Genomic DNA, 19,645 nt, shown 5'->3' with positions numbered 1-19,645 from the left:
CGCTGCGTTGTCGGGGTCGTCCGAGTACGTCCAGTACGAGGACGACCCTCCGCCTTGCGATCGCACGCACCAGACGCCGCCGGGCCCACCCTCCGGGCGGACGGCGGGACTTCCGACACACGCCCTAGAGTTCGCGATCATGGACGCAGTCGACCTGGACCACCGCCACCGCACCTACGACGGCTGGATACCACCCGCCGTCACTGCGGCTCTCCACAAACATGGCCATGACGGCATTCTCCGCGACGCCGCGGCTCGCGGTGACTGGTTCTGCGCCCGCCAACTCGCCGAAGCCGCCGCGACCGACGGGGGATCCGGCGGGCAGGTCGAGGCGTTGGCGCTCCTGGAACCGTTCGCCTCCACCGGATGGTGGCCGGCCGTCCGCACCGTCGGTCGGCTGCTCGCCGACTGGGAGCGGCTCGACGAAGCCGCCGAACTGTTGCGTCCGCACGCCGACACCGGGCACCGAGAGGCCGTGCGCGAGTTTGCGCGCCTGGTGGCTCGGCAGGGTCACATCGACGAGGTCGTCGCGCTGCTCGGCCCCCGGACCGCCGACAGTTCCCTTGCCGAGGTGCTGGTGCAACTCACCGCGGGCCACGGCCGTGACGAGGAGATTGCCGCCCTGATCCCGTCCGTCGGCGTAGGTCCGACGGTCCCGTTCGAGCCGTGGGCGACGGACGCCTGGGACACCGTCCCCCTGCATGCCACGCTCCTGGAACGCCAGGGCCGCGTCGACGAGGCGGCAGCACTGCTCAGGAGATACGTGAGCGTCGACGGCATGGTGTTCGCCGGGCACGCTCGGCAACTTGCCGCTCTTCTGGCCCGGTATGGACGCGAGGCGGAGCTGCGTGCCTGGCTCGACCTCGACGAGGACGGGGAGGAGTACGCCCGGCCCGCGCTCGCCGGCCTGCTGGAGGAACGGGGCCGGACTGAGGAGGCGGTCGCCCTGCTGAAGCAGTACAGCAGCGAGGGGGATCCCCATGCGGCATTCGAACTGGCTGAACTCTTCGCGCGCCATGACTACCACTGCGAGGCGATCGAGGTACTGCGCGGGGCGGCGGAGACCGCCGGCGGGGACGCCGATTGGATCATCCATCTGCTCTGCCGCGTCTTCGTCGAGGCCGACCGTGCAGACGAAGCTCTGGCGTACCTGGACGACTATTTCGCCAGGCATGGTGGTCACCCCGACGAACACGCCCATGCCCGTGCTCAGGTTCTCAAGCTGCGCAGCCGCCGCGGGGAGGACGACGCCGAACATTGCCCGCCGGTTGTCCCTGCCGAAGACCTCATGCACTTCGGGACGTCGGGCGGTGTGATCGCGGTGGCCGAACGTCTGGTGTGCCAGGGCGAGCCGGAGAAGGCGATCGCACACCTGCGATCCCGTCTGGACGGGACGAGGAGACTGCGTGCCGAGGATCTCTGAGGGCCGGCTCTCCGGTGCTCCCGCCGACCACGGCTCCTGGCCGGGGCCAGGGGCAGTACCCGGAGCGCCGAGTCGACGGCAGCCTGGCTGTTTCAGCCATCCGGGACCGGCGACCGGCCGTCCGGTGGCAGTACGCGTCGCATGAGCACGCCGACCACCCGTGCCAGGCCCAACGCCCCTTCCGCGTCATCCGCCCTGCGGAGCGCACACCGAACGGGGGCGACCTGGTCGAGGACGGTGCCCTCACGGGTCGGCAGGTAGGTCAACGTCAGGAACACGCCGTGCGTTGCTGTTCACGAACGGGTGGAAGAAGCAGGCGTCGCGGTAGGCGCGGGCCGCGCGGGCGTTGAGGGGGAGGGCAGGGTCGGTGGCCTGGGCCAGGCAGGTGCCGAGGCGGGCGGGGAGGTTCGCGGCGTCGGCTTGTACCGACGGGGTTCTGCGTGTGGTGATGGGCCGCACCGTGCCGTGTTCCACGACAGGACGAAGCCCCGCCATGCTCTTGGCGGGGCTTCGTCCTGTGCGGCACGGGAGCAGCCCCTGGGCTCCCTGTTCGTCACCCGCTTTGCTCTGCCGTACTGCCCTGCGGCTAGTTTGTGTGCAGGACAGGTAAGCAGGCCCGTGGTGGCAGAGGTGCACGGGGGACGGGAGGTCGGGAAGAGTGTCGCTGCGTGGAGGTGATCCAGCCGAGATCGGCGGCTATCCGCTTGAGGCGCGGCTCGGCTCGGGTGGCATGGGCACGGTCTTTCTGGCCCGTACGAGTTCGGGGCGACCTGTTGCGATCAAACTGATCCACCAGCAGTTCGCGGGGGACGACGAGTTCCGCATCCGTTTCCGGCAGGAGGTGGCGGCGGCAAGGCGGGTGAGCGGCGCGTTCACCGCCGCCGTGGTCGACGCTGCCCCTGAGGCCGAGCAGCCGTGGATGGCGACGACCTATATCGAGGGGCACACGCTCGCCCAGCGCATCGCCACGAAGGGCCCGCTGAACGGAGCGGAGCTGAGGAGGCTCGCCATCGGGCTGGCGGAGGCGCTGCGCGACATCCACCGGGTGGGGGTCGTCCACCGTGACCTGAAGCCCTCGAACGTCGTGCTCTCGCCCGAGGGCCCGCGCGTCATCGACTTCGGCATTTCGCGCGCCATGGACCAGCAGACGCTGACGATGACAGGGCGGGTCATCGGTACGCCGCCCTTCATGTCCCCGGAGCAGTTGCAGGCGCCGCGTGGTGTGGGGCCGCAGTCCGACATCTTCTCCCTGGGGACGCTGCTGGTGTACTCGGCGACGGGCCACGGGCCCTTCGACGCGGACAGCCCATACATGACGGCGTATCAGGTGGTGCACGAGGAGCCGTCGCTGGGTGCCGTGCCGGTGGCTCTGCGCGCGGTCGTCGAGTCGTGCCTGGACAAGGAGCCCAAGGGGCGCCCCTCGGCGGACGAACTCCTGTTGCTGCTGCGGGACCTGCCGGCCGACCTCGGTGGGACCGATGCGAACGGTGGTGGCGCGGGCCGCACCCGCGACGTGATCACCCAGCATCACTTCGCGACGCGCGCCACCCCGGCGCCGACTGCCCCGACCACCGCCCCGGCCGGGCCCGATACAGGGAGCACCGGCACCCCCATCGGGCGCCGTCTGCGTCGTCGATGGCGTCCTGTGCTCGCGGCCGCGGTCGCGGTGGCAGCGATCGGCGGGGGAGTCGCCGCACTGAAGGCGGGCGGTTTTGGGGGGAACAGCGGCGGCGACAAGGGCAACAGCGTTGCGGCGCCGGGTGCCGCACTTCCGGACGGCTTCGAGCCGTGGCGCAAGACCGTGCAGGGCGGTCGCGAGGACATCCCTGACGAGCTGCGTTGCGTCGCGCGCCGCGACGCGCTGTTCTGCGGGGGCGGCGGTGTTGTCGCGACCCGCATCAGGGTCCTGGACGGCTCGCGGGTGTGGACGACGAAGAGCCCGGGCGTCCCCGTCCAGGGCATGCACCTGGTGGGCGCCACCGACGACACGGTGCTCGGTTACCGCTTCGCCGCCCAGGATGCCCCGCAGGGCCCTCCCAGCGAGGTGGTGGCCATCGATGCGAACAACGGCCGGGAGCTGTGGTCCGTGCCGTCCGGCGCCCAGTCGACGGCCGTCACGGGTCGGACTCAGGACGCCGTTGTGGTCGGCTCCGCCGTCGTGACGGTCGACGTTTCCAACTCCCGCTTCGAGGCCCGGGACGCGCACAGCGGTGAGGTCACCTGGACGAGGTCGTTCCCCACGGGTGCACAGTGCGCTCCCGTCCCGGCGGGCCCACAGCTCTTCGCGATGTGCGCGACGGATGCGGAGGTCGATGCCTCGGAGGTGCGCCACCCCACCCTGTACACGGTCGACCGCGCCTCGGGGACACTGGGCAGGCCCATCGCGGTTGACGGCCCCGCCGTGCCGATGGGCGTCGCCAACGGCAGGCTCGTACTCCTTCAGGGACACATGGAGGGAACGGCGCTGGCCGGCTACGACGGGGTGGCGCGGGTCGACCCGGCCTCGCGGAAGGTCACGTACTCCCGACTGGCCAGGACATACGCGGGGACGCCCGGCATGGCGGACGGCACCGTCTACGTGAGCGGGCAGACCGGTTTCGTCACGGCGCTCGACCCCGTGACCGGCCGGAAGAAGTGGTCGCGGCAGACAAGCGTGGAGGGTGCGTCTGGTCCCGTTGCGGGAGCCGACGCGCTGTATTTCAGCTCGGCCACCGGCCGGGTGGTCGCGCTGTCGCCGCACGACGGCAAACTTCTGTGGACAACAGACCCGCAGGCCGACGGTTTGACGGGGGAGCAGGGCGCAAGCCCGCGCGTGACCGTTGCGGGGCGTGCGGTGATCGTGGCCGCGGCCAAGAACACTCTTTTCGCCTTCGACACGCAGAAACCGCCGAAGTCGGGCTGACCGGCGCGGCACCGGACGCCGGCTGCTTTTCTTGCCGTGCGGACACCTCAGCGGCTCACTCGGTCACCGGTCCGCCGTGGATTCCTCACACCCACCAAGGGGCGAACAAATGCCCAATAACGTACGGTGTGATGGATGCAGCAAGCCGGGCTCGCCGTGACGGAAGCGGCAGCGCAGCGCGCGGTAGCCCCGGCTCGTCCAGGCCGGGAGAAGAAGCATGACAATACGAGTCCGGCAGCGGCCCAGCCGCCGCTGCACAGTCCTGCGCACCGGGGTCCCGCTGGTTACTCTGGCGCTCGCCGTCACAGGCTGCGGTGCATCGGTCTCCCCCGGGGCAATAGCCGATTCCCCCCGATCCCTCGCTGCCAGCCATGGCACACGAGGCCCGGGCGCCGCCAGTGCACTGCCGAGCCGTACCAGCACCGATGCTGCCCCGGCCACCGCGAGTACCGCCCCGTCGGCACCTGCCGCCACCTGTACCGACCGATACCTGTCCGGCATGACCACGGCTCAACGGGTCGGACAGCTTTTCATGGGGGGAATTTCCGCGGCCCACCCCGATCAAGCTCAGCTGCGCACCCTACGCGACAACCATGTGGGGTCAGTGATGCTGACCGGCCGCAGCACCGCCGGTACGACGGCGACCAGAAAGCTCGTCGACGGTTTCCGAGGCCAGGCGGATCGGGTCGCCGACCGGCAGGTCGGCCTCCTCGTCGCGACCGATCAGGAGGGTGGCCGGGTACAGGTGCTCAGCGGCCCCGGCTTCTCGGCCATGCCCAGCGCCCTGACCCAGGGCAGCTGGCCGACCGCGACGCTGCGTACTCAGGCCGCCGGATGGGCCAAGCAGCTCAAGGCTGCCGGGGTCAACCTGAACCTGGCACCGGTCGCCGACGTGGTTCCGGCCGCTCTTGGCACCCGCAACATCCCCATCGGTTCCTTCCAGCGCGAGTACGGCCATACCGCGGACACCGTGACCTCTCACACCGGCGCCTTCGCCGCCGGCTTCGCGCAGTCGGGCGTGATGACCTCGATCAAGCACTTTCCCGGGCTGGGCCAGGTGATCGGCAACACCGACACCACCGCCAACGTCGTGGACTCGGTGACGACCGTCGGCAGTTCCAGCCTCACGCCGTTCCGGGCCGGGATCCGGGCCGGGTCACCTTTCGTGATGGTCTCGTCGGCCACCTACACCAGGATCGACCCCAAGCACCTGGCGGCCTTCTCACCGACGGTCATCGATCATCTGCTGCGCAGCCAATTCGGCTTCAAGGGAGTGGTCATCTCGGATGACCTCGGGAACGCGGTCGCGGTACGGTCCTTCAGCCCTGCCCAGCGGGCCGTGAACTTCATCGCGGCCGGCGGAGACATGATCCTCACGGTGCGGCCGAGCACCGTGCCCGCGATGACACAGGCCGTCCAGACCCGGATGGGGCAGGACGCTGCGTTCCGGGCCAAGGTCAACGACAGCGTGCGGCGGATACTCGATGCCAAGCGCAACGCGGGCCTGCTCGACTGCCGCTGAGGCCTTGAAGCAACAGCACGGTGCGAAGCGCTGTGTGCATCCACCCGAGAACCATGGCCACGCCCACAGTGTGTTCCGTGGGAGCGAAGGACTCGGCGCACAGGGCCCCCATGTGGCTGTCACCCCGACTCTGCTTTCGGCAGGTCGGAGGTGGGCCGGTCTCTCATCAGTGAGAGGGGGTCCTTCCGCGCGGCCGGGGCTGCCGCAGTCGGGCCGCGAGCTCCCCCGGCAGGACGTCCCGGTTTGCCGGAGTGAGCTGGACGACCTCGATGTCGGCGCGCCGCTTGAGGGCGTCGGTGAACGGATCTCGGTGCGTGTGGACCGTGGCGACGACGTCCACCTCCGCGACGAACAGCGCGTCGACCGCGTGCCGGAACGCCGTGCACGCCAGTTCCATGCGTCCCAGCTCGTCGATGAGGACCAGCCGCCCTGTGGCCCCCTCGGCCGCTGCCGCCCGAAGCGACGGCAGCGCCAGTCGCTCCATGACGCCCAGGTCGACGCCGTATTTCCCCACCCGTGGCGGACCGGGCAGGTCGACATGGGCGAGTACCTCCCGCCGGCCTGCCAGGGTCTCCAGGGCGAATCCGACGCGGGCGCCGGATTGCCGGATCTCCTCGGTGGTGAAGCCGGTGGCCGCGTGGGCGGGCAGCAGCGCGGCCAGCCGACGGAGGGCCGTCGTCTTGCCCGCGCCAGGGCGGCTCTCGAGCAGGATCCTTGTCGGCACACTGCCATCTTCACCCCCGCTTCCGGCGGCCGCCCGGGTGGGCGGCCGAACGGGGGATCTGGGGGTGCGGACCGGTGCCGGTGCCGCCGTTGCGGGTATGGCGGCGCGCATGAGCGGAATTGAACTCAGCAGCACCGCGTTCGACGACAAAACGGTGATCCCCCGTCGGTACAGCGGGGAGGGTGAGAACATCTCACCGCCCCTGACCTGGTCGGGGGTGCCCCACGAGGCCACGGAGCTGGTGCTCCTGTGCGAGGACCCGGACGCGCCGGGGACGACCTTCCTCCACTGGCTGGTGACCGGTATCGATCCGGGGACCACCGGGGCGCCGGAGGGCCATAAGCCCCCGGGTGGCCTGCCGTGGCCCAACGGCTTCGGCCACGTGGGCTGGGGAGGGCCGATGCCTCCGCCGGGGCACGGGCCGCACCGCTACTTCTTCCGCCTGTACGCCCTGTCCGAGCCGCTGCCGCTGCACGACCACCCGGGTGCCGAGGACGTGCACCGTGCTCTGAAGGGCAGGGAGCTGGCCTCCGGCACCCTGGTCGGGACCTATCAGCGCTGAGCGCGTCACCGCTGGTCGCAGCCGTGGGCGCCGTACAGCCGGACGAACCGGGCCGGGGTGACCGTCCTGCGTTGCACCAGGCCGCGGGCCGCCGTTCGTACGTACTCGTTGCGGTGCCGGTGAGTGGGGTCCGGTTCGGGCCAGACGCAGCCCGTGCAGTCGAAGCCCTCCTCCCCGCCGCTCCTGCTCCTGCCCGTGTGCTCCATCCGCCGCGCTGCAGTTCCAGCCCAGGGTCGGCACGTTCCGCGCCCGGCGGACGGGGCGGCCGCGCGCAAGGGGCGCCCCGTGATCCGGGAGGCGCAGCGCGCCGGCGTCAGGACGGGGTCCCCGGGTCGGTGTACCGCAGCAGGGCGCCCACGCCCTCGTACAGCCTCAGCTCGCTCTCCGGTACGACGACGAGCTCGGCACCGGTGCCGACGAGGGCCCGGACAAGGGCCTCGTCGGCACGTTCCTCGCGCGGGGCCCGCACGCCGAAGGAGAGCAGCTCCGCCTCGGTCAGGGCGAGCTGAGTGGGCTGGGAGCCCGTCCAGAGCCGCAGCGAAGACCCCGGCGGCCGGTTCAGCAGCAGTGCCGCGACCTGGCCGCGCTGGAGTGCGGCGACGGTGGCGGCCAGCCCCTCCGCCATGGGTCCGTTGAGGGCACGGCGGCCGATGAAGATGTCCACTAGTTCCCGGTCGTGCGCGGCCATGCGGCCGCGGAAGACGCCGTCGAGCTGCGGCTCCAACAGCGCGCGCCCGGTGTCGGTTGGGGTCCGTCCGCCCACGCGCACGACCTTGTCCCGCAGGGTGTGCGGCAGGCGGCGAATCAGTACGTTGCACGCCCACTCGTCCCCGCCCACGACGACGGCGTCGGCATGGGCGCGCCGCGCCCGTTCGTCCAGCCGGTGGCCGAGCCGGAGGGAGGCGCGGTGCCAGGTCGCCACCGCGATCCTGCGGTGCAGCCGCTCACCCGGGGTGACGGTGGACGCGGGCCAGATGCCGGTCTCCGCCTCCAGAGTCACCCAGCCGTGGGTCTCGGCGGTCGGAAGGCCGCCGTAGTGGACGACTACGGCCATGTAGGGGATCTCGGGAACGTGCTGGGTGACCAGGGGCATCGCGTCCGGCAGGGTGCTGTAGCGCGCGGAGTCGTGCTCGGGCGGCCTGGGCAGCTCCCCGTCCAGGACGAGCGTGCCGTGGGCGGCGAAGATGGCCTGACCGTGCACACCCGGCACCTCTGTGTCGGCGCCGACCACCTCCTCCAGTACGTTCAGCAGCGCCCGGTCCGATCCCTGACGGGAGAGACTCTCGCGCAGCCGCTGCCAGCGCAGCGCGATCGCCCGCTCGGGATGCTCGACGTCTCGGGAGGTGTCCAGGTACACGGAGGCGAACGGGCCCGGCTCCGCGTAGAGAGGATCAAGGAACGACAACCTCATCGCCACTCCTCGTCGATGGTCTCCCCTCCTTTGATGATGCGCCCCGGGGGCGATGGAGTTCGACGAGCGCAAAGCGGTACACCCCGGTGGGGGATCGGCTTGCGATGGCGAGCCTGTGTGCGCGACGGCCGGGCGCAGGATCACCGCCTGGGCGCCCCCGCCGGAGGCAACCGCTCTGTCTTGGAGGTCTGCCGACACGCTTCGGCACGATGCCGAACCACCATCGACGAGAAGCGTGACCGATCAGGGGCGACGCGTCGTCCCTTTCGGGGCGGACGGGTGTGCTCCCGTCACAGCCATCCGCAACGTTGGGCCTGCAGAGCCATCTGGAACCGGCTCGTGGCACCCAGCCGGGCCATCAGGATCTGCACCCGGCGGAACAGCGTGCGGCGGCTGATTCCGATCTCCCGGGCGATGACCTCGTCGCTCGCACCGCCGGCCAGGAGCCACAGCAGGCGGCGGTCGGCGGGCAGGAGGCCACCCGGCCGGGCGGTGCGGCCATGGAAGGGCAGTGCGTTCTGCCATGCCTGCTCGAACAGTGCCACGAGCGCGGAGAGCAGCCCGCACGGCTGCACGACCAGCATGGTGTTGTGCACATCGGCCTCCTTGATCGACAACGACACGAGTGCGTACGCCTCGTCGATGATCACGAGCTTGACCGGCACCGACGGCAATACCCTGGCCTGCTCACCGGCTTCGATGCACGGTTCGATGACTGCCTCCAGCTGGCCCGGATGCTCCAACGACTCCCGGGAGTACACGACACGCTGCGTCACACCGCGGGCGAGGGTGGCCAGCGCATCGTCGGTGGCGCCGGCAAGGGGGAAGTACGGCGGTGAGTCGAACTGCCGGATCTGTTCGCGGGCACTGGCCCAGGCTTGGCGCATCCTGGGACCGATGGCTTCCCCGGTGACGACTTCGACGAGATCGTCGTTGTACGCGGCGAGCCGCTGCCGCCGGAACGACTCGAACGCGCCCCCGACGGTGATGCGCGACTCGTCGAGCTCGGCCGCCCGGTGCCGGCCGAGGATCTCCAGCCCTGCGGCGGGCGGCACCGGGGCCACCACATCCCCGCCCTCCACGGCGGCACTGGCCAGGCCTGCGTCGACCAGTTCGCCGTACGCCGCGGCGAGTTCCGCGCCGTCCAAAGCGGCCGCGGCCCCGATCGCGCTCAGCGGAGCGGGCGCCAGGTCCAGCAGAGCCATGTAGACCCGTCCTGCCTCGTGCTCGATCCCCAGAAGCCGAAGAGCCTCGCTGAGTTTTGCATTTGCCATGTGTCGCATTATCGACGGCTCCCGTTGGGTCCGGGCAGGCCGTTCGATCGTCCGATGGCCGATCTGTGCCACTGGCAGTCTTCGGCACCCGGTGGGCGCGGTGCGAGGTACCGTCCGGGAGTCGCCGACGACCGGTGGCAGCGAGCGGGCCTGGGGCTGCATCGGGACGGAGTCCGGCCTGTCCGTACGGGCCTCTCTGCCCCTCGCCCCTGAGGAACCCACCCAGAAGAAGGTGTATGAAGTGGCGAAACGTCGAAAGAACGGTCTCTACCTAGGGATCTCCGAGGAGCTCTCCGCCCTGATGCGGACGGGGTGGGCGGACACCGAGCGGCACGGTCTGCAGCTCAGCGAGCAGGCTCCGTACGCGGCACGCCGTCGCGCCGCGCTCTCCGAGCGCTTTCCCGGCGAACGCCTGGTGATCCCCTCGGGGAACCTCAAGGCCCGCTCGAACGATGACAGCTACCCGTTCCGGCCGTACTCGGGCTATGTGCACATGACCGGGGACCAGGCCCGTGACGGCGCTCTCGTGCTCGAACCCCGCGCGGACGGTGGCCACGACGCGTACTGCTACCAGCTGCCACGGGACAGCAGGGACAACGACGACTTCTGGACAGGCGCGACGGCAGAGCTGTGGATGGGCCGGCGCCGTTCCCTCACCGAGTCGGAGCGCGTGCTCGGACTGCCCTGCCGAGACGTTCGCACGGCCGCCCACGACCTGGCCGCTGCCTCCGGCGCACCGACGCGGATCGTCCGTGGTTACGACCCGTCCCTCGAGGCCGCTGTCACGACCGATGAGGAGCGTGACGCCGAGCTGGAGGAGGCGCTCAGTGATCTCCGCCTCGTGAAGGACGAGTGGGAGACAGCCGAGATCCGCAAGGCTGTGGACTCCACCGTGCGCGGATTCACCGATGTCATCGGGGAGCTTTCCCGGGCGATCGCGTCGTCCGAGCGGTGGATCGAGGGAACCTTCTTCCGTCGGGCACGTCTCGAGGGCAACGCCGTCGGCTACGGCTCGATCTGTGCCGCGGGCGAGCATGCCACGATCATGCACTGGACGGACAACGACGGTCCGGTGCGCCCGGGCGATCTGCTCCTGCTCGACGCGGGCGTGGAGACGCACTCCCTCTACACTGCCGACGTCACCCGCACGCTTCCGATCAACGGGACCTTCACGCCACTGCAGCGCGAGATCTACGACGCGGTGTACGAGGCGCAGGAGGCCGGTATGGCGGCGGTCAAGCCGGGTGCCCCGTACCGCGACTTCCACGAGGCGTCGCAACGTCACCTGGCGGCGCGGCTGGTCGAGTGGGGCTTCATCGAGGGCCCCGTCGACCGTGCGTACGAACTCGGCCTGCAGCGCCGCTTCACCATGGCCGGAACCGGCCACATGCTCGGTCTGGACGTCCATGACTGCGCGAACGCCCGCAACGAGGAGTACGTCGACGGCGTGTTGGAGCCTGGCATGGTGCTCACCGTCGAGCCGGGCCTGTACTTCCAGGCGGACGATCTGACCGTGCCCGAGGAATGGCGCGGCATCGGCGTCCGGATCGAGGACGACCTGCTCGTCACCGACAGCGGCCACGAGAACCTGTCGGCCGGCCTGCCGCGCGCCGCGGACGAAATCGAGGTGTGGATGGCCCGGTTCGCAGGCTGAGCGGGTCGTCGGCGTGGCGGTTCGGTGTTCCCGTGACCTGAGCCGCCCAGTCGAGTCCGACGGGACGTCCTCGTCGTCCTGGATGTGGGATGCGACGCTCCGCGCATGACCCGTCCCGTCTCCTTCGCGAGCAGGAGTCAGGATCTGTGGATCAAGCCATGTCCGTCAGTCGCCGGACCTGCCCCAAAAGGCGATCATCGTGTTCGCCCCATCGGCGTCCTTCAACGGCCTGCACCACGCCGACCAACGCGGCATGTCCCACAGTCCCACCGAAGCCGGGTGCCGCGCACGGTAGCGCTCCTGGGCTCGTTCGAAATCCCCTCGGGTCGGCTCCGCGGTTCCCAGGATCTCGATGGACTCCTCGTCCGACAGCGGACGCACGGTGTGGGAATCGTCGTACGCGTCGGCGTCGATCTCCTCCCACACGTCGATGATCGTGTGTGTTCCTTCGCTGCCGAAGGTCTCGTCCTCCCACAGGGCATCGAGGTCGTCGACAGAGGTGAACGACTGGCCTGCTGGCTGGAGCTCGTCCCCGTGCGTTCCGTGGACGAAGAGCCTTTCGAACTCGCGCTGTCGCACGGTGGCCAGGGCCGCCGCGACATCTCCGGCATAAGGCTCGATGTACTGCCACGATGATGCGCCCACCCCGGCTCCTGCCCTTCCGCGACCTCTGACTGTCGGCACGGAACCCTACCTTTCGGCTTCGCAGTGGACGTCGCTCATGGCGATCAGTTCCTTGGCGCCGTCCGCGCGCACGCCCATCAGCACGAGGACGCACGACTTCGCCTCCCGCAGGCGTATGCGCAGGCGGATGCCGTCGCCCCACACCTGGACGTAGCCGCTGCCGGACAGGTCGCGCTCGCCGAACACCTGGTGGTCGGCCCGCCACTGCTGGGTGAGCCGGGTGACCGTCGCCGGTGAGAGGCCGGCCGCCGAGCCGAGGAGCTGCTCCAGCGGGGGCACGGCCAAAGCCGCGGTCGTGACCGTCCTCGGCTGGTGTTAGCCGTTGCGCACCACGAGCCGGTGGTCCTTCTCGTCGCACTCGTCGTCCAACTCGGCCATACAGGTGTTGACTTCGGCCTCCGGTGCGGGGTCCGGCACCCGCCTCGCGCCCTCGCGGACGGTCTCGTCGATCAGGGAGGAGCCGTTGGCGGTGGTGCCGTCGGCGCTCACTACGCCGAGCACGGGCGTGCTTCCCGGCCTTCGCGAACCCGCAGATGAGCGACCGGCCGGTGGCGATTCGACCCGAGCCGCACTTGTCCGGGTGTAGACAGGGCATCAGTCACGAGGGCGCCCGTCGGGCGCGTACGTCGCGAACGTCAGGAAGGGACTGTGCATGTTCCGGAAGGTACTTGTCGCGAACCGTGGTGAGATCGCCGTCCGCGCGTTCCGCGCCGCCTATGAAATGGGCGCCGCAACGGCGGCGGTATTTCCGTACGAGGACCGCGGCTCGCTGCATCGTCTCAAGGCCGACGAGGCCTACGAGATCGGCCGGAGAGGACACCCGGTACGCGCCTACCTGTCGGTCGAGGAGATCGTGGGCGCGGCGCGCAGGGCCGGGGCGGACGCCGTGTACCCCGGGTACGGCTTCCTGTCCGAGAACCCGGATCTGGCCCGGGCCTGCGAGGACGCCGGGATCACGTTCATCGGTCCCGGTGTCGGGGTGCTGGAACTGACCGGCAACAAGGCGCGCGCGGTCGCGGCGGCCCGTGCGGCGGGTGTGCCGGTCCTGGGATCGTCGCAGCCGTCGACCGACGTGGACGAGCTGGCGGCGGCCGCGGAGGAGATCGGCTTCCCGTTGTTCGTCAAGGCGGTTGCCGGCGGCGGCGGCCGCGGAATGCGGCGGGTGGACGACCCCGCGCACCTGCGCGAGGCCATCGAGGCGGCGTCCCGCGAGGCCGAGTCCGCCTTCGGCGACGCCACGGTGTTCCTGGAGAAGGCCGTCGTCGACCCCCGCCACATCGAGGTGCAGATCCTCGCCGACGGACACGGCGACGTCATCCACCTGTTCGAGCGGGACTGCTCGGTACAGCGGCGCCATCAGAAGGTCGTCGAACTGGCCCCGGCACCCAACCTCGACCCCGCGATCCGGGACCGCATCTGCGCCGACGCGGTCGCCTTCGCGCGCAGCATCGGCTACCGCAACGCCGGCACCGTCGAGTTCCTGCTCGACCGGGAAGGCAACCACGTCTTCATCGAGATGAACCCGCGCATCCAGGTCGAGCACACGGTGACCGAGGAGGTCACCGACGTCGACCTGGTCCAGGCGCAACTGCGCATCGCCGCCGGTGAGACCCTGGCCGACCTCGGTCTCGCCCAGGACAGGATCTCCCTGCGGGGTGCCGCACTGCAGTGCCGGATCACCAGCGAGGACCCGGCCAACGGGTTCCGGCCGGACATCGGCACCATCAGCGCGTACCGCTCGCCGGGCGGCTCCGGCATCCGGCTGGACGGCGGCACCGCCTTCGTCGGCTCGGAGATCAGCGCCCACTTCGACTCCATGCTGGTGAAACTGACCTGTCGGGGCCGCGACTTCGCCACCGCGGTGCGACGCGCCCGGCGTGCGGTGGCCGAGTTCCGCATCCGTGGCGTGGCCACCAACATTCCGTTCCTCCAGGCGGTCCTCGACGACCCGGACTTCCAGGAGGGCCGGGTCACCACGTCGTTCATCGAGGAGCGCCCACAGCTGCTGACCGCGCGCCACTCCGCCGACCGCGGCACCCGCCTGCTCACCTACCTCGCCGACGTCACGGTCAACAAGCCGCACGGCGAACGCCCGCACCTGATCGACCCCACGACCAAACTGCCGGACATCGCGAACGGCGTACCGCCCGCCGGGTCGAAACAGCGGTTGACCGAGCTGGGGCCGGAGGGCTTCGCACGGTGGCTGCGGGCATCACCCGCGGTGGCCGTCACCGACACCACATTCCGGGACGCCCACCAGTCCCTGCTGGCCACCCGGGTGCGGACGAAGGACCTGCTGGCCGTCGCCCCGGCCGTGGCCCGGACCCTGCCGCAGCTGTTGTCGCTGGAGTGCTGGGGCGGCGCCACCTACGACGTGGCCCTGCGCTTCCTGGCCGAGGACCCGTGGGACCGCCTCGCCCGTCTGCGTGAGGCGGTGCCCAACATCTGCCTGCAGATGCTGCTGCGTGGCCGCAACACGGTCGGCTACACCCCGTACCCCACGGAGGTCACCACCGCCTTCGTCGAGGAGGCCACCCGGACCGGCGTCGACATCTTCCGCATCTTCGACGCGCTCAACGACGTCGGCCGGATGCGGCCGGCCATCGACGCCGTACGCGAGACCGGATCGGCCGTCGCCGAGGTGGCCCTGTGCTACACCTCGGACCTGTCCGATCCGGCCGAGAAGCTCTACACCCTCGACTACTACCTCCGGCTCGCCGAGCAGATCGTCGAGGCCGGCGCGCACGTCCTGGCGATCAAGGACATGGCGGGGCTGCTCCGGGCACCCGCCGCCGCGAAGCTGGTGACCGCGCTGCGCAGGGAGTTCGAGCTACCCGTCCACCTCCACACCCACGACACGGCCGGCGGTCAACTGGCCACCTACCTGGCCGCGATCAACGCGGGCGCCGACGCCGTGGACGGAGCGGTGGCCTCGATGGCGGGCACCACCTCGCAGCCCTCGTTGTCGGCGATCGTCGCGGCCACCGACCACTCCGAGCGGCCGACCGGGCTGAGCCTGCGGGCGGTCGGCGACCTCGAACCGTACTGGGAGATCGTGCGCAGGATCTACGCGCCGTTCGAGGCCGGACCGGCCTCGCCCACCGGGCGCGTGTACGACCACGGGATCCCCGGCGGTCAGTTGTCCAACCTGCGTGTCCAAGCACGGGAGTTGGGCCTCGGCGACCGGTTCGAGGACATCGAGGCGATGTACGCCGCGGCCGACCGCATGCTCGGCCGCCTGATCAAGGTCACACCGTCGTCCAAAGTGGTCGGCGACCTCGCCCTGCACCTCGTCGGCGCGGGCGTCCCACCCGAGCGGTTCGCCGCCGAACCCGGCGCGTACGACGTTCCGGACTCCGTGATCGGGTTCCTGCGCGGCGAGTTGGGCGACCCGCCCGGCGGCTGGCCGGAGCCGTTCCGCAGCAAGGCCCTCAAGGGCCGCGCCGCGCCCAGGCCGGTCGCCGAACTGTCCGCCGATGATCACGACGGACTGGAGAAGGACCGGCGCGCCACCCTCAACCGGCTGTTGTTCCCCGGACCGGCGAAGGAGTTCGAGGCGCATCGCGACGCCTACGGCGACACCGGAGTCCTGCCGAGCAAGGACTTCTTCTACGGTCTGCGGCCGGGGGAGGAGCATGAGGTGGACCTCGAGCCCGGAGTGCGGCTGCTCATCGCGCTGGAGGCAATCGGTGAAGCGGATGAGCGCGGCATGCGCACCGTGATGGCCACGCTCAACGGCCAGCTCCGGCCGATCCAGGTGCGCGACCGCTCGGTGGCCTCGGAACTGCCGGCCGCGGAGAAGGCCGACAAGTCCGACCCGAAGCACGTTGCCGCGCCGTTCGCCGGGGTGGTGACGCTGTCGGTCGTGGCCGGGGACCGCGTCGAGGCGGGGGCGACCATCGCGACGATCGAGGCGATGAAGATGGAGGCCGCCATCACCGCTCCGGTCGCCGGAGCGGTGAACCGACTGGCCATCAACTCCGTTCAGCAGGTCGAGGCGGGCGACCTCTTGATGGTGATCACCTAGGGCGTGTGTCGGAAGTCCCGCCGTCCGCCCGGAGGGTGGGCCCGGCGGCGTCCGGTGCGTGCGATCGCAAGGCGGAGGGTCGTCCTCGTACCGGACGTACTCGGGCGAGCCCGACAGGGCAGCGAGCGTGCGTGCCGGGCGTCGCGGGGCGGGCGGGACTTCCGATCACGCCCTGGTGCCCCTCCACCCGGGTCCCGGGCCGTGCAGTCGCCCGGCCCGGCTCCGGGACTCCATGGCCCGGAGGTCCACCGGACGGGAGGGGCCACCGTGCATGCGACGATTCCGCGGTGAACCCTCCCGACCGTCTCTCCGGCGCAGAGCGCGCCTTCATGATCAACGCGTTCGAGATCGACATCCTGCCCGGTGTACGTGGTGACCTGGACGAGCCGCTGGTTTCCGCACCCGTCGCGGAGCTGGCAGCCGTCCTGCTGCCTCTCGTCGACCGGGGCTGGATCGAGGTCCGCCGTGTCATTCCCTGGACCGCTCCTGACGGGAGGCGCGGATTCCAGCCCGGCACGCCCATGGCGCGGGAGGAACTGCCGAGGCTTCTGGCCGACGCCGACAACTGGGCGTACCCCGACAGCGGCGAGTGGATCGGCTGTCTGACGCTCACCCTCACCGAGGAGGGACGTCAGATCCCCCGGTGAGCCGGGGGACGGTCACTGCTCCCTCATGCCCCACGGAGAGCCGTACGCGCTGAGCAGGTCCAGGAAGGGGCGGGCGGGGAAGGCCTCCGGGCCGAGGACTCCCGAACCGGTCCACGCGCCCGTGGCCAGGAGTTCGAGGGCGACGACCGGGTTGACGGCGGTCTGCCACACCACCGCCTGGGAGCCGTACTCGGCCATCGACCACTGGTTGTCGACCACGTGGTAGAGGTAGACCTCGCGCGGCGCGCCGTCCTTGGTACCGCGCACCCAGGTGCCCGCGCAGGTCTTGCCGTGCATGCGCTCGCCCAGCGTCGCCGGGTCGGGCAGACAGGCGGCCACGACGTCGCGGGGCGACACGCCCACCGGGCCCGCGGCGCTCGGCACGGTCACCGGGTCGGTGCGGTCCAGGCCCAGGAGGTGCAGCGTCCTGAGGGTCTGGATGAACTCCTCGCCCAGACCGTACTTGAAGGTCACGCGCCGCGCGTCGATCCAGCGGGGGACGAGCAGCACCTCCTCGTGCTCCACGTTCACGCACTCGACCGGGCCGATGCCCTCGGGGAAGTCGAACACCTCCGGCTCGCTGAAGGGCGCGGTGGTGAACCAGCCGCGGTCCGCTTCGTAGACGACCGGCGGATTGAGGCACTCCTCGATGGTGGTCCAGATGCTGAAGGAGGGTGCGAACTCGTAGCCGTCGACGGTGAGGTTCGCGCCGTCGCGGATGCCGATCTCCTCGATCTCGTCGAAGAGTTCGTCGGCCGCGTATCGCGCGAAGACATCGGACAGCCCCGGCTCCACACCCATGCCGACGAGGGCCAGCGCGCCCGCCTTCTCCCAGTCGGCGGCCTGAGCGAACTGCGTGTCGCCGAGCATGACCCCGCACTCCTCGTACGGCCGCGCGGGGTGCGGGCGCGACAGAGACATCGCCATGTCGAGGTAGGTTGCGCCGGCCGCGAGCGCCGCCTGGAAGAGGGGCATCACGAACCGCGGGTCGGTGGCATTGAGCAGGACGTCGCACCCGTGCCGCTTCAGCAGCGCGGTCACCGCCGCCTGATCGGACGCGTCGACGCGCTCGGCACGGAAGCGGCCCGCGGCGCCCGAGAGGGCAGCGACCGCCGCCTCGGCCCGGCTCAGGTCGTAGTCGGCCACGACCATCTCGTCGAAGAACGAGCGCCGGGCCGCGATCCGGGTGATCGCGGTGCCCACACCGCCGGCTCCCACAAGCAGAACACGCATGAGACGGACTTCCTCTCTGTGGAGACAGGGCGTGCCCGCGCGGACCGAAGCTGCGGCGCCCCTGCCGGGAGATACAACGCCGGGTGCTCGGATAAGGTCAATGCTGTTGGCATAAGGACGCGAGGAGGCGGCGATGGCGAAAACTGTGGTGCCCGAGGAGAAACGGCGACGGCGCCGTCCCACCAGGAGCGGCACCGTGCTGTCCGAGCAACTGATCGTCGAGACCGCCCTGCGGATGCTGCGTGAGCACGGCAGCGCGGGGCTCAGCGCCCGCCGTCTCGGCCTGGCCCTGGACGCCGATCCCAGCGCCCTCTACCGGTACTTCCGCGGCATGGACGATCTGACCCTCGCCATCGGCGACGCCCTCATCGGGCAGGCCCTGCAAGGCTGGCGGCCCACGGGGGAGTGGCGGTCGGATCTGCGGGGCCTCGGGTTGCGCATCCACGCCGTGTATGTCGGGCATCCGCAGGCGGCACTGCTGACCGCGAACCGGGTCACCGGCCGGGCCCACGAGCTGGCAGCCGACGAGGCCATCCTCGACGTGCTCCGCACGGCGGGGTTCCCGCTGCCGGACACGGTACGGATCTACCAGGCCTTCATCGACCAGACCCTGGCCTTCGCCGCGCTCGACGCCGCCTCGCTGGCCCTGCCACGCGAAAGTCTCAGCGCCGACGAGGACATGTGGCGCTCGACGTACGCCCGCCTGCCGCGCACCACACACCCCCGGATCGCCGAGGCGGCGCACCTCCTGGCGACCCGCATGCTCGACAGCGCCTATCCGACGGCCCTGGAGATGCTGCTGGACGGTGCCGCTGCGCAGTGGGAGGCACTGCGCTCCCGGGGATAGAGGACCATCCCGGGGTGTCGCGGGGCGGACCCGTCGGTCGAGGCCGACTCCAAGGCCTCTCCGGCGCACCCAGACCCCCGACCACGGGGTCGGGGGAGGACGTGGTGCGGCCGGGACCGACCCGGGTCGCTCGGACGGCAGGTCCGCCCGGGCGACCACGCGGTGCGGGTCACATGGGGTGCTTGATTTCGATGTGCTTCGCCTCCGCCTTCTCCTCGCCGAGGCCGACGCTGACGGTCAGCATGCCGTCGATGTACTCGGCATGGACGTCGTTCTCGTCCGCGCTCTTGGGCAGGGTGACACTGCGGGTGAGGGATCCGTAGCGGATCTCGCTGCGATTCTTGTCCACCTCGCGCTCGGTGCGCTCCGCCCTGATGGTGAGGTTGCCGTCCTCGACCGTGACGTCCAGATCCTTGACCTCGATGCCCGGGAGTTCCGCTCGAATGACGTACCGGCCGCCCTCGGTGAACTCCTCGATCCTCATCGTGTACAGATCGGCCATCGCCGGCATGGTGAATCGAGTGGGGAAGGCCTCGAACCAGTCCGGCAGGTCCGGGAACGGGAACTTCTGCTTGCGTGCGAGTACAGCCATGCCCAGACCTCCTCGGTCCTGCGGTTACGACGTGTTCAGTCCACCGCGCCGCGTTCCCGGCCGCAGGGGCCGAACAGTCCGCAACGGGGGTCCGAAGGTCCCGGGAGCGCACCCTTTCCCCGGGAACAGCTCTCCGCACGGGG

At 70.6% G+C, this 19,645-nt stretch carries 18 protein-coding genes; 8 read left to right on the top strand and 10 right to left on the bottom strand.

Going from position 1 to position 19,645, the window contains the following annotated elements; all coding sequences use genetic code 11:
- The first annotated feature begins 139 nt into the window (after positions 1 to 139).
- The gene (locus ACFU6I_RS13215) at positions 140 to 1,423 is read left to right on the top strand and encodes a tetratricopeptide repeat protein (RefSeq protein ID WP_384364766.1); all 1,284 of its coding nucleotides are present in this window, start codon (positions 140 to 142) and stop codon (positions 1,421 to 1,423) included.
- 243 nt (positions 1,424 to 1,666) lie between these two features.
- On the opposite strand, the gene ACFU6I_RS13210 is transcribed toward ACFU6I_RS13215, so the two are convergent.
- Positions 1,667 to 1,897, bottom strand: a complete 231-nt coding sequence (locus ACFU6I_RS13210; RefSeq protein ID WP_384364764.1) for a hypothetical protein — start codon at positions 1,895 to 1,897, stop codon at positions 1,667 to 1,669.
- A gap of 184 nt (positions 1,898 to 2,081) precedes the next feature.
- On the opposite strand from ACFU6I_RS13210, the gene ACFU6I_RS13205 reads away from it, so the two are divergent.
- The gene (locus ACFU6I_RS13205) at positions 2,082 to 4,325 is read left to right on the top strand and encodes a serine/threonine-protein kinase (RefSeq protein WP_384364761.1); all 2,244 of its coding nucleotides are present in this window, start codon (positions 2,082 to 2,084) and stop codon (positions 4,323 to 4,325) included.
- A gap of 499 nt (positions 4,326 to 4,824) precedes the next feature.
- Positions 4,825 to 5,847, top strand: coding sequence for a glycoside hydrolase family 3 N-terminal domain-containing protein (locus ACFU6I_RS13200; protein WP_384364758.1), 1,023 nt, complete (start codon positions 4,825 to 4,827; stop codon positions 5,845 to 5,847).
- A gap of 166 nt (positions 5,848 to 6,013) precedes the next feature.
- Here the strand turns inward: ACFU6I_RS13200 and ACFU6I_RS13195 are convergent, their stop codons facing one another.
- Positions 6,014 to 6,571 (bottom strand): nucleoside-triphosphatase, encoded by a 558-nt coding sequence (locus ACFU6I_RS13195; RefSeq protein WP_384364755.1) that lies wholly within the window; start codon positions 6,569 to 6,571, stop codon positions 6,014 to 6,016.
- A 109-nt stretch (positions 6,572 to 6,680) separates the two neighbouring features.
- On the opposite strand from ACFU6I_RS13195, the gene ACFU6I_RS13190 reads away from it, so the two are divergent.
- Positions 6,681 to 7,133, top strand: coding sequence for a YbhB/YbcL family Raf kinase inhibitor-like protein (locus tag ACFU6I_RS13190; RefSeq protein WP_384364752.1), 453 nt, complete (start codon positions 6,681 to 6,683; stop codon positions 7,131 to 7,133).
- Positions 7,134 to 7,138: 5 nt separating this feature from the next.
- Here the strand turns inward: ACFU6I_RS13190 and ACFU6I_RS13185 are convergent, their stop codons facing one another.
- The 3 genes from ACFU6I_RS13185 to ACFU6I_RS13175 all read right to left on the bottom strand — a co-directional run bounded on the left by ACFU6I_RS13185 (position 7,139) and on the right by ACFU6I_RS13175 (position 9,818).
- Positions 7,139 to 7,339, bottom strand: a complete 201-nt coding sequence (locus ACFU6I_RS13185) for a hypothetical protein (RefSeq protein WP_384364749.1) — start codon at positions 7,337 to 7,339, stop codon at positions 7,139 to 7,141.
- 107 nt (positions 7,340 to 7,446) lie between these two features.
- Positions 7,447 to 8,544, bottom strand: a complete 1,098-nt coding sequence (locus ACFU6I_RS13180; RefSeq protein WP_384364746.1) for a hypothetical protein — start codon at positions 8,542 to 8,544, stop codon at positions 7,447 to 7,449.
- Positions 8,545 to 8,834: 290 nt separating this feature from the next.
- On the bottom strand, positions 8,835 to 9,818 hold the full coding sequence (locus ACFU6I_RS13175) for a LuxR family transcriptional regulator (RefSeq protein ID WP_384364743.1): 984 nt from the start codon (positions 9,816 to 9,818) through the stop codon (positions 8,835 to 8,837).
- Positions 9,819 to 10,059: 241 nt separating this feature from the next.
- Between ACFU6I_RS13175 and ACFU6I_RS13170 the strand changes: the two genes are divergently transcribed.
- A complete protein-coding gene (locus ACFU6I_RS13170) occupies positions 10,060 to 11,472 on the top strand; it encodes an aminopeptidase P family protein (protein ID WP_384364799.1) in 1,413 nt (470 codons plus the stop codon).
- Between the two features lie 165 nt (positions 11,473 to 11,637).
- Here ACFU6I_RS13170 and ACFU6I_RS13165 read toward each other — a convergent pair whose 3' ends face one another.
- From ACFU6I_RS13165 to ACFU6I_RS13155, 3 genes are read right to left on the bottom strand one after another with little or no spacing between them, the layout of a single operon-like run.
- On the bottom strand, positions 11,638 to 12,117 hold the full coding sequence (locus ACFU6I_RS13165; protein WP_384364740.1) for a hypothetical protein: 480 nt from the start codon (positions 12,115 to 12,117) through the stop codon (positions 11,638 to 11,640).
- 45 nt (positions 12,118 to 12,162) lie between these two features.
- Positions 12,163 to 12,435 carry a transposase gene (locus ACFU6I_RS13160; protein ID WP_384364796.1) on the bottom strand — a complete coding sequence of 91 codons (273 nt, stop codon included), beginning with the start codon at positions 12,433 to 12,435 and terminating at the stop codon, positions 12,163 to 12,165.
- A 36-nt stretch (positions 12,436 to 12,471) separates the two neighbouring features.
- Entirely contained in the window at positions 12,472 to 12,657 is a 186-nt protein-coding gene (locus ACFU6I_RS13155) for a hypothetical protein (RefSeq protein WP_384364737.1), read from the bottom strand.
- 151 nt (positions 12,658 to 12,808) lie between these two features.
- Here ACFU6I_RS13155 and ACFU6I_RS13150 point away from each other — a divergent pair, with 151 nt between their 5' ends.
- Positions 12,809 to 16,183, top strand: coding sequence for a pyruvate carboxylase (locus tag ACFU6I_RS13150; RefSeq protein ID WP_384364734.1), 3,375 nt, complete (start codon positions 12,809 to 12,811; stop codon positions 16,181 to 16,183).
- A 287-nt stretch (positions 16,184 to 16,470) separates the two neighbouring features.
- A complete protein-coding gene (locus ACFU6I_RS13145) occupies positions 16,471 to 16,830 on the top strand; it encodes a hypothetical protein (RefSeq protein WP_384364731.1) in 360 nt (119 codons plus the stop codon).
- Between the two features lie 12 nt (positions 16,831 to 16,842).
- On the opposite strand, the gene ACFU6I_RS13140 is transcribed toward ACFU6I_RS13145, so the two are convergent.
- On the bottom strand, positions 16,843 to 18,063 hold the full coding sequence (locus ACFU6I_RS13140) for a saccharopine dehydrogenase family protein (protein ID WP_384364728.1): 1,221 nt from the start codon (positions 18,061 to 18,063) through the stop codon (positions 16,843 to 16,845).
- Between the two features lie 133 nt (positions 18,064 to 18,196).
- Here ACFU6I_RS13140 and ACFU6I_RS13135 point away from each other — a divergent pair, with 133 nt between their 5' ends.
- Positions 18,197 to 18,910, top strand: coding sequence for a TetR/AcrR family transcriptional regulator (locus ACFU6I_RS13135; RefSeq protein ID WP_384364726.1), 714 nt, complete (start codon positions 18,197 to 18,199; stop codon positions 18,908 to 18,910).
- Positions 18,911 to 19,079: 169 nt separating this feature from the next.
- Here the strand turns inward: ACFU6I_RS13135 and ACFU6I_RS13130 are convergent, their stop codons facing one another.
- On the bottom strand, positions 19,080 to 19,502 hold the full coding sequence (locus ACFU6I_RS13130) for an Hsp20/alpha crystallin family protein (RefSeq protein ID WP_384364723.1): 423 nt from the start codon (positions 19,500 to 19,502) through the stop codon (positions 19,080 to 19,082).
- Positions 19,503 to 19,645: the final 143 nt, after the last annotated feature.

This window comes from Streptomyces sp. NPDC057486 (assembly GCF_042802415.1).
Classification (GTDB): domain Bacteria; phylum Actinomycetota; class Actinomycetes; order Streptomycetales; family Streptomycetaceae; genus Streptomyces; species Streptomyces yanii.
This window is presented reverse-complemented; position numbering and strand designations above follow the sequence as displayed.

What these genes read in the sequence shown, in the direction of transcription:
- ACFU6I_RS13215 (WP_384364766.1), top strand. Translation starts at nt 140, where the DNA reads ATGGACGCAGTCGACCTGGACCACCGCCACCGCACCTACGACGGCTGG.
- ACFU6I_RS13200 (WP_384364758.1), top strand. Translation starts at nt 4,825, where the DNA reads ATGACCACGGCTCAACGGGTCGGACAGCTTTTCATGGGGGGAATTTCC.
- ACFU6I_RS13190 (WP_384364752.1), top strand. Translation starts at nt 6,681, where the DNA reads ATGAGCGGAATTGAACTCAGCAGCACCGCGTTCGACGACAAAACGGTG.
- ACFU6I_RS13185 (WP_384364749.1), bottom strand. Translation starts at nt 7,339, where the DNA reads ATGGAGCACACGGGCAGGAGCAGGAGCGGCGGGGAGGAGGGCTTCGAC.
- ACFU6I_RS13180 (WP_384364746.1), bottom strand. Translation starts at nt 8,544, where the DNA reads ATGAGGTTGTCGTTCCTTGATCCTCTCTACGCGGAGCCGGGCCCGTTC.
- ACFU6I_RS13175 (WP_384364743.1), bottom strand. Translation starts at nt 9,818, where the DNA reads ATGGCAAATGCAAAACTCAGCGAGGCTCTTCGGCTTCTGGGGATCGAG.
- ACFU6I_RS13150 (WP_384364734.1), top strand. Translation starts at nt 12,809, where the DNA reads ATGTTCCGGAAGGTACTTGTCGCGAACCGTGGTGAGATCGCCGTCCGC.
- ACFU6I_RS13140 (WP_384364728.1), bottom strand. Translation starts at nt 18,063, where the DNA reads ATGCGTGTTCTGCTTGTGGGAGCCGGCGGTGTGGGCACCGCGATCACC.
- ACFU6I_RS13135 (WP_384364726.1), top strand. Translation starts at nt 18,197, where the DNA reads ATGGCGAAAACTGTGGTGCCCGAGGAGAAACGGCGACGGCGCCGTCCC.
- ACFU6I_RS13130 (WP_384364723.1), bottom strand. Translation starts at nt 19,502, where the DNA reads ATGGCTGTACTCGCACGCAAGCAGAAGTTCCCGTTCCCGGACCTGCCG.